The organism is Pseudomonas gessardii (assembly GCF_001983165.1).
Taxonomy (GTDB): Bacteria; Pseudomonadota; Gammaproteobacteria; order Pseudomonadales; family Pseudomonadaceae; genus Aquipseudomonas; species Aquipseudomonas gessardii.
Window position 1 is genome coordinate 1 of the sequence record NZ_MNPU01000036.1, and the last position, 14,649, is coordinate 14,649.

A 14,649-nucleotide genomic window follows, 5' to 3' on the forward strand; every position below is an offset into this window, starting at 1 on the left:
GTGAATAGTCCTGCGTTGCTGCCTGCCTGAAGGTGTCCGGATGGCCGTGGAATCGGTGTCCGGATGCTTGTGGAATTAGTGTCCGGATGTCGGTGGAATGGGTGTCCGGATGATCATGGAATCCGCACCAAGACGTGCAAGCGTGTCGGAGAACTGGGGATCGTCGCCAAAACGGGCTTTAAGAGCTTTGTAAGAAGCTCCAACCTCAGAGGCTTTGAAGATCTGGCCGTCTTTCTCCATTGAGTACGCATTGTTGCCGTTGGTGATCAAGGTGAAGCCGTCAGCATGGAGGAACTCAAGGAACTCACCGGCTGTCATGGCCATTTCAGTCACAGCGTTTACAGCCTCTTTAAATTTTTTCTTCTCGGATTTAATGCCGCGATTTTCAAGCCTATATTCGTTCGATGGTTTTGGACTTGTAGGCATTCCGGGATTTAAAGACTTTCTGTTTTCAACGACTTTTAACCCGTATTCTTCTTCAATTTCCTGACAAGCTTTTTCAAAGAAAGCAAAATCATTATGCTGAGTGTAAAGGTTTCCTTTGTTGTCTCTTTTATTCCATACAAGATGAACGTGAATTTCATCGGTGTCAGTATGAACTGCCCAACGGTGTTTTCGATTATCTAAATCAAGAACGTTACGCCAAACGGTTAAAGCCAAATCACGGGCCATTTCAGGCGAAACTTCATCATCAGTGTGAAAGCTGATGATTTCATGTACTGCTTCTATTTCCTGAGTTCGGCCAGTTTTAGATTGATACTTGTTGTTAACCTGTCTGAATTTCTTCGCCCCGAATTCCGCATATTCTTCCATGCTGGTGTTGTCAAATTTTTCTTCACTACCGCCAACCAACTCAGATTTTTCTAAAATATAATTCATTGTGCGAGTGGTCGCCGCATTGTCAGGGAGTTTGCTTTTTACGTCCCTGATCATTTTGAACCTCTTTTTTTGATTACTGCTTTTTTTGTTTTAGTTGCAACGAAGTCATAGAGCTTTTCAAAGCGGTCAGATACTTGTTCAAGTGTTTTACTGTCTTGCTCTGTGAACCTGCCGCCAGCGTTCACCTTCCTCGCCATCTGGTTAACATTGTTCCCAATGCTTTCGAGCATTTTTTCGATTTTTGAAAAAGAAGCGAGAAGATCGTCGTTGGTGATTTCGACAGTTTGAGCAAAGCCATCGTTAACGATTTTTTTGATTACTGCTGTTTTAGTCATTGAAAGACTAAAAGCGAGTTCGTTGAATTTTTGCATGTCTTCTTTTGAAATTCTTATTGATATTTTGTCTTGTGCCATGTTTCTCCTGATCGATGTGTTTTTAATTTTGTGAACAAAGGACGGGGCCTGTTGTTCGTTGGTGGATCATTAGCTTTCCGAAACGTCATCACCTTCAAGATCACCATGAATAATTACATTTAATCCATAGGTGAAGGCACCCATACATTGTAATTTGATTTCGTCTTTTATCAGGTCGTGTGTAAAAACCTCGCCAAGAAGATAAGTGATAAACTTGATTTTTTCATGGTCGTCACTACCTAATAATATTTCTTCTACTATCCCTTCTTTCAAATTGAATACGCATCCCTCATTAAGTCCTTTAATTAGTTTGTATAGTTGATCTAGATCTTCACCTGCTGAGCTATTTGGCTTCTTAGATTTGTGTGCATCAAAGTCGAATACGTTAGTGTCTTTTTTGTCTTTCATAATTTTCCTCATGTTTAAGTTTATTTTTCTGTAATGTCCGAAGGCATTACAGGGACTTGCTTTTGCCTTACCATTTTCAAACGAAGTGCGAAAATCAAGAAGGAAACGGAATAAAAAAGCACGAAGTGTTTTTTATGGCCGACAATTTAACGAAGTTAAATGTCGGACGTTTCCATTGCTTGCCTGTTCTTTGTAGGCTTCATATAAAAGTTGTATCATATATTTTAATGTTTTCAATAGTGTCCGACATATCTGTATGACAAAAAAGTGTCCGACAAATTTTAAAAGTGTCCGACATAATACGTTTGATTTTTAGACTGCATAAAAAAAGGCCATCAAATTAATGACAGCCTCAATTTAATACGTTTGATGGTTAGATTTTTTCGGGCGGCTTATAGTTTAGGATTTCTTCAAGCTCTCTAAAAGATTGCTCGCTGAAGCTTTTTGCAATGAATACATTTTGAATAATGCCATCATTAACAAAACGCTTCACGCCATTTTTAAAGATAATGGCAAAATCTACTAGCTCGAAATCAATATTGATGCTTTTTATGATTTCATGTAGCAAAAGGTTTATTTTTGCACGGGTTTCATATGTGCCATTGTTTTTAAGTTCTTCAATGGCGTTCTCAATATTGGCGTTATAGACGTTTAATTGTGAGATTTGGACTTGTAGTTCGATACGTTCAATTTCTAGGGCTTTATTGGCTGTTTCTGCGTTCTTTGCGGCTTCGATCATAAAAGCGGGAAGATCGCCCGTTTCAACAAATGACTTTTGAAAATTTTCAAGAAGCTTTTGATTTTTCTCGATCTTGGTTTCAATCGCTCGGATTTGCTTGATTAGCTGTTCAAGTGGATTGTTTTCGTTGAGAACGTCCGCAAGGTTGATTTCTTGAATAGCGTTCAACATGACAGCTTCAAAATCGTCATAACGCAAACGCTTCAAGATACATTCACGTGTAAATTTCCCTTTTTTACAAACAATGTAATTGACCGACTTCGGAACTTTTGCCCGTTTATCAATACCGGGATTGAGTAGATGAACAGGGCCACCACAATCGACACATTTCAAAAGGCCGGTGAATAGGTTTGTGAATAGCTTCCCCTTGCGACCTTTACGGGTCGAATTTGCGGCGGTGATGCGTTGACATTGCTCAAAGGTTTCACGGCTTACAATCGCCGGGAAATAGCCTTCAATGGGTTCACCTGCTGGGATCAGGTCGCGTTTCCCGGTGCCTTGTTTTTGTGGTTGATAAAATCCGAAGGTTGCCGGGTTTCTCAACATTTTTGAAATGATCGAAGGTTCCCAGTATTCCGCACCTTTGAAGGTCGGAATATTTCGCTCATTCAAGATGTTTTTGATTTTCAGCGAACCATTACCATTTTGGAAAAGTTCGAAAATTAGGCGGACGGTTTCAGCTTTTTCGGGATTTAGGACGTATCGACGGCGTTTAATCTGTTTACCCTTGGTTTCGTCCATTAGGTAAAAGATTTCAGTATCAAGCCACGCGGGGGCTTGTGCGGTCATTGCTACGCCATGACTGGCGGCAAGTTTTCTTTTTTCTTCCCAGTTCGACAGACCTTTGTCGCTTTTGTTTTTACTTTCACCATGCGAACGGGCTGCATCAATGGACAAATTGATAATGGTGAAAACATCATTTACATCTTCAATTATTTTTTGTTCATTGGTGCTAATGATCGCCAGTTTCAACCCTTTTGAAATGATCGCATTGACCTTCAAGATGGCATCAATGGGGCCGCGACGGGTCAGCCGGTCGATGTTTTCCAGTGCGAACACATCACCGGGCGAAAACTTCCCGGCGTCTAGGTCAGTGAAAAACCGAGCAAGCTGCCTTTGCTCCGCATCGTCGGAGAACGACGAACGCCCAATGTCTTCAATTGAATGACTTTCATCGAGCGAAAGCCCATATCTTAGGGCAAAATCAGCGATCAGCTTTCGCTGACGTTCAAGCGAAAAGCCCTTCAATTGCTCGCTTGTGGACATACGAAGGTAGGAGATTAAACGTGCCATTTGCTGCCGCCTGTAAGATCCGATCTTGCAGGTATTATACGTCCGACTTGATCAGCACGGCATTGCCCGGCCCCTGGGCGCTGAAGTTCAGGGAGTCGCCGCCACGGGCGTAGTACATATAGATGTGGCCGCCATCCAGAAACAAAGCCTTACGCTTTTCTGTGTAGCCGAGGGACGCATGGCTGCCTTTTTCGGCCAGGTAATAGGCTTCGGTTTCAATACTTCGCGCCGACAGCCACACATCGCCGACCCGATGGCGGATGACTTTGCCCAGCAAATCTTTCGCGAGCGTTTGTGCGTCGCGGTCGAAAAAGCCATCAGGCAGGGCGTTGGCGGGGAGCTTCGGGGGAATACTGGACATGACGATGAACGGTTGCACAGGCCAAATGTGACCGAATGATATCAACTCCAGGCTTAATCACCGCTGAACCTTGAGTTTTTACAGTTCATTTCGACCATCCGCCCCTCACCGCTGTCCGTAGGACGGCGCGACAGCTATAATCTGCCGCTTTCCTCTTTGCCAAGACCCCACCAGACCATGACTGAGTCCGTTCTTGACTACATGACCCGCCTGGGTCGCGCTGCCCGTCAGGCCTCGCGGTTGATCGCCCGTGCGAGCACCGCGCAGAAGAACCGTGCCCTGCTGGCGGCCGCCGATGCTCTGGATGCCTCGCGCTCCGAGTTGACCGCTGCCAACGAGCTGGACCTGGCCAACGGCCGGGCCAATGGTCTGGAGCCGGCATTGTTGGATCGCCTGGCGCTGACGCCGGCCCGTATCGACGACATGATCGAAGGCCTGCGCCAGGTGGCCAAGCTGCCGGACCCCATCGGTGAAATCCGCGACATGCGCTACCTGCCCTCAGGTATCCAGGTCGGCAAGATGCGCGTGCCCCTGGGCGTGATCGGCATCATCTATGAGTCGCGCCCCAACGTGACCATCGACGCGGCGAGCCTGTGCCTGAAGTCCGGCAATGCCACCATCCTGCGCGGCGGCTCCGAGGCCATCCACTCCAACCGCGCCATCGCCGCCTGCATCCAGCAAGGCCTGGCCGTGGCCGAGTTGCCGGCCGAAGTGGTGCAAGTGGTGGAGACCACCGACCGCGCCGCCGTAGGGGCGCTGATCACCATGCCGGAATTTGTCGACGTGATCGTGCCACGCGGCGGCAAGAGCCTGATCGAACGTGTCAGTCGCGATGCCAAGGTGCCAGTTATCAAGCACCTGGATGGCGTCTGCCATGTGTTTATCGATGTGGCGGCCGACCTCGACAAGGCGATCCGCATTGCCGACAACGCCAAGACCCACCGCTACGCGCCGTGCAACACCATGGAAACCCTGTTGGTCCACGCCGGCATTGCCGAGCGCGTGTTGCCGCCGCTGGCGGCGATCTACCGCGACAAGGGCGTGGAACTGCGCGGTTGCGAGCGTACCCGGGCCTTGCTGGGCAGCGATGTGATCGAAGCCACTGAGCAGGATTGGTACACCGAGTACACGGCGCCGATCCTGTCGGTTCGTATCGTCGATGACCTGGACCAAGCCATCGAGCACATCAATACCTACGGCTCCAAGCACACCGACGCCATTGTTTCCGAGCATTTCAGCGATGCCCGGCGTTTCCTCACCGAAGTAGACTCCGCGTCGGTGATGATCAACGCCTCGACGCGCTTTGCCGACGGCTTCGAGTACGGCCTGGGGGCGGAGATCGGGATTTCCACGGACAAGCTGCATGCCCGTGGCCCGGTGGGCCTCGAAGGCTTGACCAGCGAGAAGTACGTGGTCTTTGGCGACGGTCATGTGCGCACTTGATGGCTAAACGCATCGGGCTGCTCGGTGGCACCTTCGACCCCGTGCACATCGGCCATTTGCGCAGTGCCCTGGAAGTGGCGGACACCCTCGGCCTGCAAGAATTGCGGCTGATCCCCAATGCCCGGCCGCCGCACCGGGACACGCCGCAGGTCAGCGCGCAGGCGCGCCTGGCGATGGTGCAGTGCGCGGTGGCCGGGATTGCCCCGTTGGTGGTGGACGACCGCGAGCTCAAGCGCGATAAACCGTCCTACACTATCGACACCCTGGAACAGACGCGGGCCGAGTTGGCCGCCGATGACCAGTTGTTTCTGCTTTTGGGTTGGGACGCATTTTGCGCACTGCCCACTTGGCATCGCTGGGAAGAGTTGCTCCAGCATTGCCACATCCTGGTTTTGCAACGCCCGGATGCCGACAGCGAACCGCCGGATGCCTTGCGCAACCTGCTGGCAGCGCGGTCGGTAAGTGACCCACAGGCCCTGACCGGGCCGAGCGGGAATATTGCATTTGTCTGGCAGACCCCGCTTGCGGTGTCGGCCACCCAGATCCGTCAACTGCTGGCCAGCGGTAAGTCGGTACGTTTCCTGGTGCCTGACGCGGTCCTGGCCTACATCGATGCGCACGGGCTTTACCGTGCGTCGAACTGAAAAGGCGCGCTTGAAGGCACGAATAGTCGTGTATTGAAGCGCCCGAACTAATGAGCAAAACGAGTTTTATATGACGAACAAAGACGTAAGCAAAGTTAAGCGCAAAGGCACGTTCAAGAGCGCACCGTTGCCGGTGGAAGCCCTGCTGGTCCCGGCTCCCGAGGGCGAAGCGCTGGTAGCGCTGGCCGTAGCGGCCCTGGAAGACGTGAAGGCCCAGGACATCCAGGTCCTGGACGTGCGTGACAAGCAAAGCATCACCGACTTCATGATCATCGCCACCGGTACTTCCAACCGCCAGATCGGCGCGATGCTGGACAAGGTTCGCGAAGCCGTCAAAGCCCAGGGCGTCAAGCCACTGGGTGAAGAAGGCAAGGGCGACAGCGACTGGGTGCTGGCTGACCTGGACACCGTGATCGTGCACATGATGACCAGCAACGCCCGCCAGTTCTACGACCTGGAGCGCCTGTGGAAAGGTGCCGAGCAGAGCCGTGCCGCCGATGGCAAGCATCACAGCCCTGAAGTCGGTCACGCGCACTTCGACAAGCTCAACAAAGACCAGGAATAAGGAACGGCTGTGCGCCTGCGTCTGATCGCTGTCGGTTCACGCATGCCCAAGTGGGTGGAAGAAGGCTGGCATGAATATGCCAAGCGTCTGCCATCGGAACTGGCGCTGGAACTGGTGGAAATACCGCTCAACACCCGGGGCAAGAACGCCGATGTGGCGCGCTTTATCCGTCAGGAAGGCGAGGCGATGCTGGCCAAGGTCGGTGCCAACGAGCGCATCGTCACCCTGGAGGTGCACGGCAAACCCTGGAGCACCGAGCAGTTGGCGGTGGAACTGGATCGCTGGCGCCTGGATTCGCGCACGGTCAACTTCATGGTCGGCGGCCCCGAGGGGCTGGCGCCGGAAGTCTGCGCGCGGGCCGATCAGCGCTGGTCGCTGTCGCCCCTGACGTTGCCCCATCCGCTGGTGCGGATTCTGATGGGTGAACAGCTGTATCGCGCCTGGACAGTCCTGTCCGGGCACCCTTACCACAAATAGTCTGCGCCCTGCCTGATGACCCAGCCGATCCGCATCAAGGACCACGAGAAAGACGCACGTCTTGTACGCGCGCGCGTGATCTTTGGCGCGATCGCGGTGGTGGTGCTGATGTGTGTGTTGATCGCCCGCCTGTATTTTTTGCAGGTGATCCAGTACGAGTATCACTCCACGCTGTCGGAAAACAACCGGGTGCATGTGCAGCCGATCCCGCCGACCCGTGGCCTGATTTTCGACCGTAATGGCGTGGTGATTGCCGATAACCGGCCCAGCTTCAGCTTGAGCATGACCCGCGAACGTTCCGGCGATTGGCAGCAGATCCTCGATGTGATTGTCGAGGTGCTGCAACTGACGCCGGAAGACCGGGCGATCTTCGAGAAGCGCATGAAGCAGGGGCGGCGCCCGTTTGAACCGGTGCCGATCCTGTTTGAGCTGACCGAAGAGCAGATCGCCAGGATCGCGGTGAACCAGTTCCGCCTGCCGGGCGTGGAGGTGGTGGCGCAACTGGTGCGGCATTACCCGCAAGGGGCGCACTTTGCCCACTCGGTCGGCTACATGGGGCGGATCAACGAAAAAGAGCTGAAAACCCTCGATCCGGTCAACTACAGCGGCACTCACCATATCGGCAAGACCGGTATCGAGCGCTTCTACGAGCCGGAGCTGCATGGCCAGGTGGGTTACGAGGAAGTCGAGACCAACGCCCGTGGCCGCGTGCTGCGGGTGCTCAAGCGCACCGACCCGATTCCCGGCAAGGACATTGTCCTGAGCCTGGATATCAAGTTGCAGGAGGCTGCGGAAATGGCCCTCGGCGGGCGTCGTGGCGCGGTGGTGGCGCTGGATCCGAACACTGGCGAGGTCCTGGCCATGGTCAGCCAGCCGAGTTTCGACCCCAACCTGTTTGTCACCGGAATCAGCTTCAAGGCCTATGCCGAGTTGCGCGACTCCATCGACCGGCCGCTGTTCAACCGGGTGCTGCGCGGTTTGTATCCACCGGGTTCGACCATCAAGCCGGCGGTGGCAATTGCCGGCCTGGATGCCGGTGTCGTGACTGCTTCCAGCCGGGTCTACGATCCGGGTTACTACATGTTGCCCAACTACGATCACAAGTACCGTAACTGGAACCGCACCGGCGACGGTTATGTGGACCTGGATACGGCGATCATGCGTTCCAACGACACCTACTTCTATGACTTGGCCCACAAGCTGGGGATTGATCGTTTATCGACCTACATGGGCAAGTTCGGCCTCGGTCAGAAAGTGTCCCTGGATATGTTTGAAGAATCCCCAGGCCTGATGCCGTCCCGCGAGTGGAAGCGCGCCACCCGGCGCCAGGCCTGGTTCCCCGGTGAAACCCTGATCCTGGGGATCGGCCAGGGCTATATGCAGGCCACGCCCTTGCAACTGGCCCAGGCCACGGCACTGGTGGCCAGCAAGGGCAAGTGGATTCGCCCGCACCTGGCCAAGACCATCGAGGGCGAAACGCCGGTGGATGAAAACCCGATCCCGGACATCGTCTTGCGCGACCCGTCTGACTGGGCCAAGGTCAACCACGGCATGCAGCAAGTGATGCACGGCGCGCGGGGCACGGCGCGCAAGGCGGCTGTTGGCGCGCAGTACCGGATTGCTGGCAAGAGCGGGACCGCCCAGGTGGTCGCGATCAAGCAGGGCGAGAAGTACGACCGCTCCAAAGTCCAGGAACGCCATCGCGACCACGCCTTGTTCGTCGGTTTTGCCCCGGCCGACAACCCGAAAATCACCGTGGCGGTGATGGTCGAGAACGGCGAGTCCGGTTCCGGCGTGGCCGCCCCGGTGGTGCGCCAGATCATGGACGCCTGGCTGCTGGACCAGGACGGCAAGCTCAAGCCTGAGTTTGCCAACCCTTCAAGCGCGGAGGCTACGGCCCGTGAAGAGTAATTTCGACCGCATCCTCTCCAGTGAGGATGTGATGCGTCGCCGCGCCACTTTGTTGCAGCGCATGCACATTGATGGCCCGTTGCTGATCCTGCTGCTGACCCTGGCGGCCGGTAGCCTGTTCGTGCTGTATTCGGCCAGTGGCAAGAACTGGGACCTGCTGATCAAGCAGGCGTCGTCGTTCGGCCTGGGCCTGTTGTCGATGGTGGTCATCGCCCAGCTGGAGCCGCGCTTCATGGCGCGCTGGGTGCCACTGGGGTATGTCGCCGGGGTGCTGCTGCTGGTGGTGGTGGACGTCATGGGGCATAACGCCATGGGGGCCACCCGCTGGATCAATATCCCGGGGGTGATTCGCTTCCAGCCGTCGGAATTCATGAAGATCCTGATGCCGGCCACCATCGCCTGGTACCTGGCCAAGCGCACCTTGCCGCCGCAGCTCAAGCACGTGGGGATCAGCCTGGTCCTGATCGGCATTCCGTTCATTCTGATCGTGCGCCAGCCAGACCTGGGCACCGGCCTGCTGATCCTCGCCGGCGGTGCGTTCGTGCTGTTCATGGGCGGCCTGCGCTGGCGCTGGATCATCAGCGTGCTGGTGGCGGCGGTGCCGGTGGCTGTCGCCATGTGGTTCTTCTTTATGCACGATTATCAGAAGCAGCGGGTCCTGACCTTCCTCGATCCCGAGAGCGATCCGCTGGGCACCGGTTGGAATATTATCCAGTCCAAGGCGGCCATCGGTTCCGGCGGCGTGTTTGGCAAGGGCTGGTTGCTGGGCACCCAGTCGCACCTGGACTTCCTGCCGGAAAGCCACACCGACTTTATTATCGCGGTGATGGGCGAGGAGTTCGGCCTGGTGGGCATCTGCGCACTGCTGCTGATCTACTTGCTGTTGATCGGGCGTGGCCTGGTGATTACCGCGCAAGCGCAGACGTTGTTCGGCAAATTGCTCGCCGGTGCGCTGACAATGACTTTTTTTGTTTACGTTTTCGTCAACATCGGTATGGTCAGTGGCCTGCTGCCGGTGGTTGGGGTGCCGTTGCCGTTCATTAGCTACGGCGGAACTTCGCTGGTGACATTACTGTCAGCGTTTGGGGTCTTGATGTCGATCCATACCCATCGCAAGTGGATCGCACAGGTTTGAATAAGGTGAAGATGTCAATGCAAGCAATGCGCGGCCGGGCTGCTCGATATGCGGCCTGCCTGGGCCTGTTGGGCGCCTTCGGCGCTGCACAGCCAGCCCTGGCCGGCGATTACGATGGCTCGCCCCAAGTCGCCGAGTTTGTCGGTGAGATGACGCGTGACTATGGTTTCGCCGGCGAACAACTGATGGGCGTGTTCCGCGAGGCCCAGCGCAAGCAGTCGATCCTCGACGCCATTTCGCGCCCCGCCGAGCGCGTCAAGCAGTGGAAGGACTATCGCCCGATGTTCCTCACCGACGCCCGGGTGGCGCGGGGGGTGGACTTCTGGCGCCAGCACGAGGCGGTGCTGGCCCGCGCCGAGCAGGAATATGGCGTACCGGCCCAGGTGATCGTGTCGATCATCGGCGTTGAAACCTTTTACGGGCGCAATACCGGCAGTTACCGGGTGATCGACGCTTTGTCGACCCTGGGTTTCGATTACCCGCCCCGCGCCGAATTCTTCCGCAAGGAGCTGCGTGAGTTCCTGCTGCTGGCCCGTGAAGAGCAGGTCGACCCCTTGACCCTCAAAGGCTCCTACGCCGGGGCCATGGGCCTGCCACAGTTCATGCCCAGCAGCTTTCGCGCCTATGCCGTGGATTTCGACGGTGATGGCCATATCAATATCTGGAGCAACCCTGACGATGCCATCGGCAGCGTTGCCAGCTACTTCAAGCGCCATGGCTGGGTGGCTGGCGAGCCGGTGGTGATCCGTGCCGATGTCACGGGCGAGCGCGCCGATGAGGGCCTGACCCAGGGCATCGAGCCGGTGAAAACTGTCGGGGAGTTGCGGGCGCTGGGCTGGTCAAGTCATGATGCGCTGCGCGATGATATGCCGGTTACCGCCTTCCGCCTGGAAGGCGCAGATGGCCCGGAATACTGGATGGGCCTGAAGAATTTTTACGCAATTACGCGTTATAACCGCAGTGTGATGTACGCCATGGCCGTGCATCAGCTGTCAGACATGCTGGTTCAAGCACGGGGCGTCAAGTAATGCGGGTATCGCCGATCAATAAACCGCTCAAGCTGGTGGCGCTGGCCGCATTGTCCTTGCTGGTTGTCAGTTGTTCCACCAGCCGTGCGCCGGCGCAGAAGGCTGCTGGCCCGGTAGTCCGCGCGCAGCCGGGGCTGGATATCAACCGGGCCCACAAGGACGGCGCGCCATGGTGGGACGTCGATGTCTCGCGTATCCCGGATGCCACGCCGACCCTGCATACCGGCAACTATAAGGCCAACCCTTACACGGTATTGGGCAAGACCTACTTCCCGCTGCAGGAATCGAAGAATTATGTGCAGTCGGGCACCGCGTCCTGGTACGGCACCAAGTTCCACGGCCAGAACACCGCCAACGGCGAAGTGTATGACCTGTACGGTATGAGCGCGGCGCACAAGACCCTGCCGCTGCCGGCCTACGTGCGGGTGACCAACCTGGACAACAATCGCACGGTGATCCTGCGGGTCAACGACCGCGGGCCATTCTATTCCGACCGAATCATCGACTTGTCCTACGCCGCCGCGAAAAAACTCGGCTATGCCGAAACCGGCACGGCGCGGGTCAAGGTCGAAGGCATCGACCCGGCCCAGTACTGGGCCCAGCGCGGCAAGCCGGCGCCATTGATGCTCAACGAACCCCAAAGCGCGCAACCGCAGATCACCGCTTCGGCGGGCAAGGTCGAGCAGTGGACGCCGCCGCCCCAGCAACACGCCGCGCCAGTCGTGGCTGTGCCACAGGCGGCGCCGGGCAGTGCGGCGGGCGGGCAATACCTGCAAGTCGGCGCTTTCGCCAACCCGGATGCGGCAGAACTGTTAAGGTCCAAGCTCAGCGGGATGGTCAGCGCGCCCGTGTTTATCAGCTCCATCGTGCGTAACCAGCAGACCCTGCACCGGGTTCGCCTGGGCCCCATCGGCTCGGCGGGCGAGATTGCCCAGGTGCAGAACAGCGTGCGCTTGGCCAACCTGGGCCAGCCCAGCGTGGTCAGCGCCGAATAAGCAGTAGCGGATCGAGGGTGCTGGCGCGCTTGCGTGCCGGGGCCCTGGTTGCAGGCTCGTCGAATAATAAAAACCCGAAGGCAAGGGTTGAGCTGGCAACTGAATACGCGACAGCCTGGCAACGGGCTGTCTGAATAGTTTTGCCCGCGAGGGCAAGTTTCCATAAGCAATTTCGAGAGACGGATGAACATCACCACCTTAGCCAAACGCCTGTGCCTGCTTGTCCCGCTGATCATCGCGCCCGCTGCCTGGGCCGTCGAAATGATGCCAGCGCCACCGCAACTGGCCGCCAAGTCCTACGTGCTCATGGATGCCGCCAGCGGCAACGTGCTGGTCGAAAACAACGGTGACCAGCGCCTGCCGCCGGCCAGCCTGACCAAGCTGATGACCGCCTACATCGCGACCCTGGAAATCCGTCGCGGCCAGATCGGTGAAAACGATCCGGTGACCGTCAGCGAAAACGCCTGGCGCACCGGCGGTTCGCGGATGTTCATCAAGGTCGGCTCCCAGGTCACGGTGAGCGACCTGTTGCACGGCATCATCATCCAGTCCGGTAACGACGCCAGCGTCGCCCTGGCCGAGCACATTGCCGGCAGCGAAGATGCATTCGCCGACATGATGAACAAAACCGTGACTGACCTGGGCATGACCAACAGCCACTTCATGAACCCGACCGGCCTGCCCAACCCAGACCACTACTCGTCGGCCCATGACATGGCGATCCTGGCGCGCGCGATCATTCGCGTCGACCCGGTGCACTACGCCATCTACTCCCAGAAGGAGTTCTTCTGGAACAACATCAAGCAGCCTAACCGCAACCTGTTGCTGTGGCGCGACAAGACCGTCGACGGCCTGAAAACCGGCCATACCGACGAAGCCGGCTACTGCATGGTGTCTTCGGCTGTGCGTGATGGCCAGCGCCTGATCGCCGTGGTGTTCGGCACCAACAGCGAACAGGCCCGCGCGGCTGAAACCCAGAAGCTGCTGACCTACGGTTTCCGCTTCTTTGAAACCCAGACCTTCTACCAGAAGGGCGCCGAGCTGGCCCAGGCTCCTGTGTGGAAAGGCACCGAGCGTCAAGTCAAGGCCGGTCTGGCTGACGACCTGACCTTGACGATGCCTAAAGGCCAGCTCAAGAAACTGGCTGCCAGCATGACCATGAACCCGCAACTGACCGCGCCTATCGCCAAGGGCGATGTGATCGGTAAAGTCGAAGTGAAGCTGGACGACAAAGTCGTACACAGCGCCGATCTGATCGCGCTCGACGCTGTTGAGGAAGGTGGTATCTTCCGCCGCGTGTGGGATAGCATCCGTCTATTCTTCTACGGCTTGTTCAACTGATTGTGTGCACCCGCAAGGCCCCGCGTTGATCCGACGCGGGGCCTTGCCCGTCGCCACGGCTTACCGCTTACGAGGCCGTTTCGCCATGACCGATAAAGAAGTAAAGGCGCCAAAGATCGAATTCCCGGTGACGGATTATCCCGTCAAGGTGATCAGCGATACCGGTGTGGGCAACAAAGACAAGATCCTCGAGATCATGCGTAAACACGCAACGATCAACGACAACCGTGTGGATGAGCGCTTGAGCACCAACGGTAAGTACACCACGATCCAGTTGCACATCGTTGCAACCGGTCAAGACCAGCTCTACGACATCAACAGCGAACTGCGAGCCACCGGTTTCGTACACATGGTGTTGTGATGTCCCAGGTCCTGGGCTTTCGCGAGCTCGGCCAGATGGCTTACGAGCCCGTCTGGCATGCCATGCAGCGCTTCACCAATGAACGCGGCAGCTCGGCGCCCGACGAAATCTGGCTGGTGGAGCACCCACCGGTATTTACCCAGGGCCAGGCCGGCAAGGCTGAGCATCTACTACTTCCGGGTGATATTGCGGTGGTGCAGGTCGACCGAGGTGGCCAAGTGACTTACCATGGCCCCGGGCAACTGGTGGCGTACTTGCTGCTGGATGTGCGCAAGCTGGGTTACGGCGTGCGCGAGCTGGTCAGTCGCATGGAGAACTGCCTGATCGAGCTTTTGGCCAGCTATGGTGTGACTGCCGTGGCCAAGCCCGATGCTCCTGGTGTGTATGTCGACGGCGCGAAAATCGCCTCCCTGGGCCTGCGCATCCGCCATGGCTGTTCCTTTCACGGCCTGGCCTTGAACGTGGACATGGACCTGGCGCCGTTTCGCCGGATCAATCCCTGTGGTTACGCCGGTTTGGCCATGACCCAGTTGAGCGATCACGCAACACCCCTAGAATTTGCCGAGGTAAGTGCCCGGCTGCGCGCGCAGCTCGTCAAACACCTCGACTATGCTGAGCAGACGACCCTGACGGGCGGAATCGACTGATATGACTAC

General features: G+C 56.6%; 15 protein-coding genes and 1 pseudogene. 11 read left to right on the plus strand and 5 right to left on the minus strand.

Features of this window, described 5'->3' with window-relative positions:
* Positions 1-75: 75 nt before the first annotated feature.
* The 5 genes and pseudogenes from BLL38_RS21060 to BLL38_RS21080 form a co-directional block, all read right to left on the minus strand.
* Positions 76-933 (minus strand): relaxase/mobilization nuclease domain-containing protein, encoded by an 858-nt coding sequence (locus BLL38_RS21060; protein ID WP_242627627.1) that lies wholly within the window; start codon positions 931-933, stop codon positions 76-78.
* Positions 930-1,292 carry a plasmid mobilization relaxosome protein MobC gene (gene mobC / locus BLL38_RS21065; RefSeq protein ID WP_020301960.1) on the minus strand — a complete coding sequence of 121 codons (363 nt, stop codon included), beginning with the start codon at positions 1,290-1,292 and terminating at the stop codon, positions 930-932. The genes BLL38_RS21060 and mobC overlap by 4 nt, the downstream gene beginning before the upstream one ends.
* Before the next feature lie 69 nt (positions 1,293-1,361).
* A complete protein-coding gene (locus BLL38_RS21070) occupies positions 1,362-1,700 on the minus strand; it encodes a hypothetical protein (RefSeq protein WP_020301959.1) in 339 nt (112 codons plus the stop codon).
* A 373-nt stretch (positions 1,701-2,073) separates the two neighbouring features.
* Positions 2,074-3,732: a recombinase family protein gene (locus tag BLL38_RS21075; protein ID WP_020301958.1), complete on the minus strand. Its 1,659-nt coding sequence runs from the start codon at positions 3,730-3,732 to the stop codon at positions 2,074-2,076.
* Positions 3,733-3,775: 43 nt separating this feature from the next.
* Positions 3,776-4,093: pseudogene (locus BLL38_RS21080) on the minus strand (DNA-3-methyladenine glycosylase); the annotation flags it as partial.
* 177 nt (positions 4,094-4,270) lie between these two features.
* Here BLL38_RS21080 and BLL38_RS21085 point away from each other — a divergent pair.
* From BLL38_RS21085 to lipB, 11 genes are all read left to right on the plus strand, one after another.
* The gene (locus tag BLL38_RS21085) at positions 4,271-5,536 is read left to right on the plus strand and encodes a glutamate-5-semialdehyde dehydrogenase (RefSeq protein WP_076964189.1); all 1,266 of its coding nucleotides are present in this window, start codon (positions 4,271-4,273) and stop codon (positions 5,534-5,536) included.
* Positions 5,536-6,180, plus strand: coding sequence for a nicotinate-nucleotide adenylyltransferase (gene nadD, locus BLL38_RS21090; RefSeq protein ID WP_076964190.1), 645 nt, complete (start codon positions 5,536-5,538; stop codon positions 6,178-6,180). The genes BLL38_RS21085 and nadD overlap by 1 nt, the downstream gene beginning before the upstream one ends.
* Positions 6,181-6,250: 70 nt before the next feature.
* Entirely contained in the window at positions 6,251-6,745 is a 495-nt protein-coding gene (gene rsfS / locus BLL38_RS21095; protein WP_032861691.1) for a ribosome silencing factor, read from the plus strand.
* A gap of 9 nt (positions 6,746-6,754) precedes the next feature.
* Positions 6,755-7,222 (plus strand): 23S rRNA (pseudouridine(1915)-N(3))-methyltransferase RlmH, encoded by a 468-nt coding sequence (gene rlmH / locus BLL38_RS21100; protein WP_076964191.1) that lies wholly within the window; start codon positions 6,755-6,757, stop codon positions 7,220-7,222.
* 15 nt (positions 7,223-7,237) lie between these two features.
* Entirely contained in the window at positions 7,238-9,133 is a 1,896-nt protein-coding gene (gene mrdA, locus BLL38_RS21105; RefSeq protein WP_076964192.1) for a penicillin-binding protein 2, read from the plus strand.
* A 31-nt stretch (positions 9,134-9,164) separates the two neighbouring features.
* Positions 9,165-10,268 (plus strand): rod shape-determining protein RodA, encoded by a 1,104-nt coding sequence (gene rodA / locus BLL38_RS21110; protein WP_154220613.1) that lies wholly within the window; start codon positions 9,165-9,167, stop codon positions 10,266-10,268.
* A gap of 17 nt (positions 10,269-10,285) precedes the next feature.
* A complete protein-coding gene (gene mltB / locus BLL38_RS21115) occupies positions 10,286-11,296 on the plus strand; it encodes a lytic murein transglycosylase B (RefSeq protein WP_076964194.1) in 1,011 nt (336 codons plus the stop codon).
* Entirely contained in the window at positions 11,296-12,291 is a 996-nt protein-coding gene (locus BLL38_RS21120; RefSeq protein WP_076964195.1) for a septal ring lytic transglycosylase RlpA family protein, read from the plus strand. The genes mltB and BLL38_RS21120 overlap by 1 nt, the downstream gene beginning before the upstream one ends.
* A gap of 183 nt (positions 12,292-12,474) precedes the next feature.
* The gene (locus tag BLL38_RS21125) at positions 12,475-13,632 is read left to right on the plus strand and encodes a D-alanyl-D-alanine carboxypeptidase family protein (RefSeq protein ID WP_029292257.1); all 1,158 of its coding nucleotides are present in this window, start codon (positions 12,475-12,477) and stop codon (positions 13,630-13,632) included.
* A gap of 85 nt (positions 13,633-13,717) precedes the next feature.
* Positions 13,718-13,993 carry a DUF493 domain-containing protein gene (locus BLL38_RS21130; protein WP_029292256.1) on the plus strand — a complete coding sequence of 92 codons (276 nt, stop codon included), beginning with the start codon at positions 13,718-13,720 and terminating at the stop codon, positions 13,991-13,993.
* A complete protein-coding gene (gene lipB / locus BLL38_RS21135; protein WP_076964196.1) occupies positions 13,993-14,640 on the plus strand; it encodes a lipoyl(octanoyl) transferase LipB in 648 nt (215 codons plus the stop codon). The genes BLL38_RS21130 and lipB overlap by 1 nt, the downstream gene beginning before the upstream one ends.
* The last annotated feature ends 9 nt before the right edge of the window (positions 14,641-14,649 follow it).

Excerpts from the sequence above, each read along its gene's own strand:
- BLL38_RS21125 (WP_029292257.1), top strand. The coding sequence starts at position 12,475 with ATGAACATCACCACCTTAGCCAAACGCCTGTGCCTGCTTGTCCCGCTG.
- BLL38_RS21085 (WP_076964189.1), top strand. The coding sequence starts at position 4,271 with ATGACTGAGTCCGTTCTTGACTACATGACCCGCCTGGGTCGCGCTGCC.
- BLL38_RS21120 (WP_076964195.1), top strand. The coding sequence starts at position 11,296 with ATGCGGGTATCGCCGATCAATAAACCGCTCAAGCTGGTGGCGCTGGCC.
- rsfS (WP_032861691.1), top strand. The coding sequence starts at position 6,251 with ATGACGAACAAAGACGTAAGCAAAGTTAAGCGCAAAGGCACGTTCAAG.
- mrdA (WP_076964192.1), top strand. The coding sequence starts at position 7,238 with ATGACCCAGCCGATCCGCATCAAGGACCACGAGAAAGACGCACGTCTT.
- BLL38_RS21060 (WP_242627627.1), bottom strand. The coding sequence starts at position 933 with ATGATCAGGGACGTAAAAAGCAAACTCCCTGACAATGCGGCGACCACT.
- rodA (WP_154220613.1), top strand. The coding sequence starts at position 9,165 with ATGCGTCGCCGCGCCACTTTGTTGCAGCGCATGCACATTGATGGCCCG.
- BLL38_RS21075 (WP_020301958.1), bottom strand. The coding sequence starts at position 3,732 with ATGGCACGTTTAATCTCCTACCTTCGTATGTCCACAAGCGAGCAATTG.
- mobC (WP_020301960.1), bottom strand. The coding sequence starts at position 1,292 with ATGGCACAAGACAAAATATCAATAAGAATTTCAAAAGAAGACATGCAA.
- mltB (WP_076964194.1), top strand. The coding sequence starts at position 10,286 with ATGCAAGCAATGCGCGGCCGGGCTGCTCGATATGCGGCCTGCCTGGGC.
- BLL38_RS21070 (WP_020301959.1), bottom strand. The coding sequence starts at position 1,700 with ATGAAAGACAAAAAAGACACTAACGTATTCGACTTTGATGCACACAAA.
- nadD (WP_076964190.1), top strand. The coding sequence starts at position 5,536 with ATGGCTAAACGCATCGGGCTGCTCGGTGGCACCTTCGACCCCGTGCAC.
- BLL38_RS21130 (WP_029292256.1), top strand. The coding sequence starts at position 13,718 with ATGACCGATAAAGAAGTAAAGGCGCCAAAGATCGAATTCCCGGTGACG.
- lipB (WP_076964196.1), top strand. The coding sequence starts at position 13,993 with ATGTCCCAGGTCCTGGGCTTTCGCGAGCTCGGCCAGATGGCTTACGAG.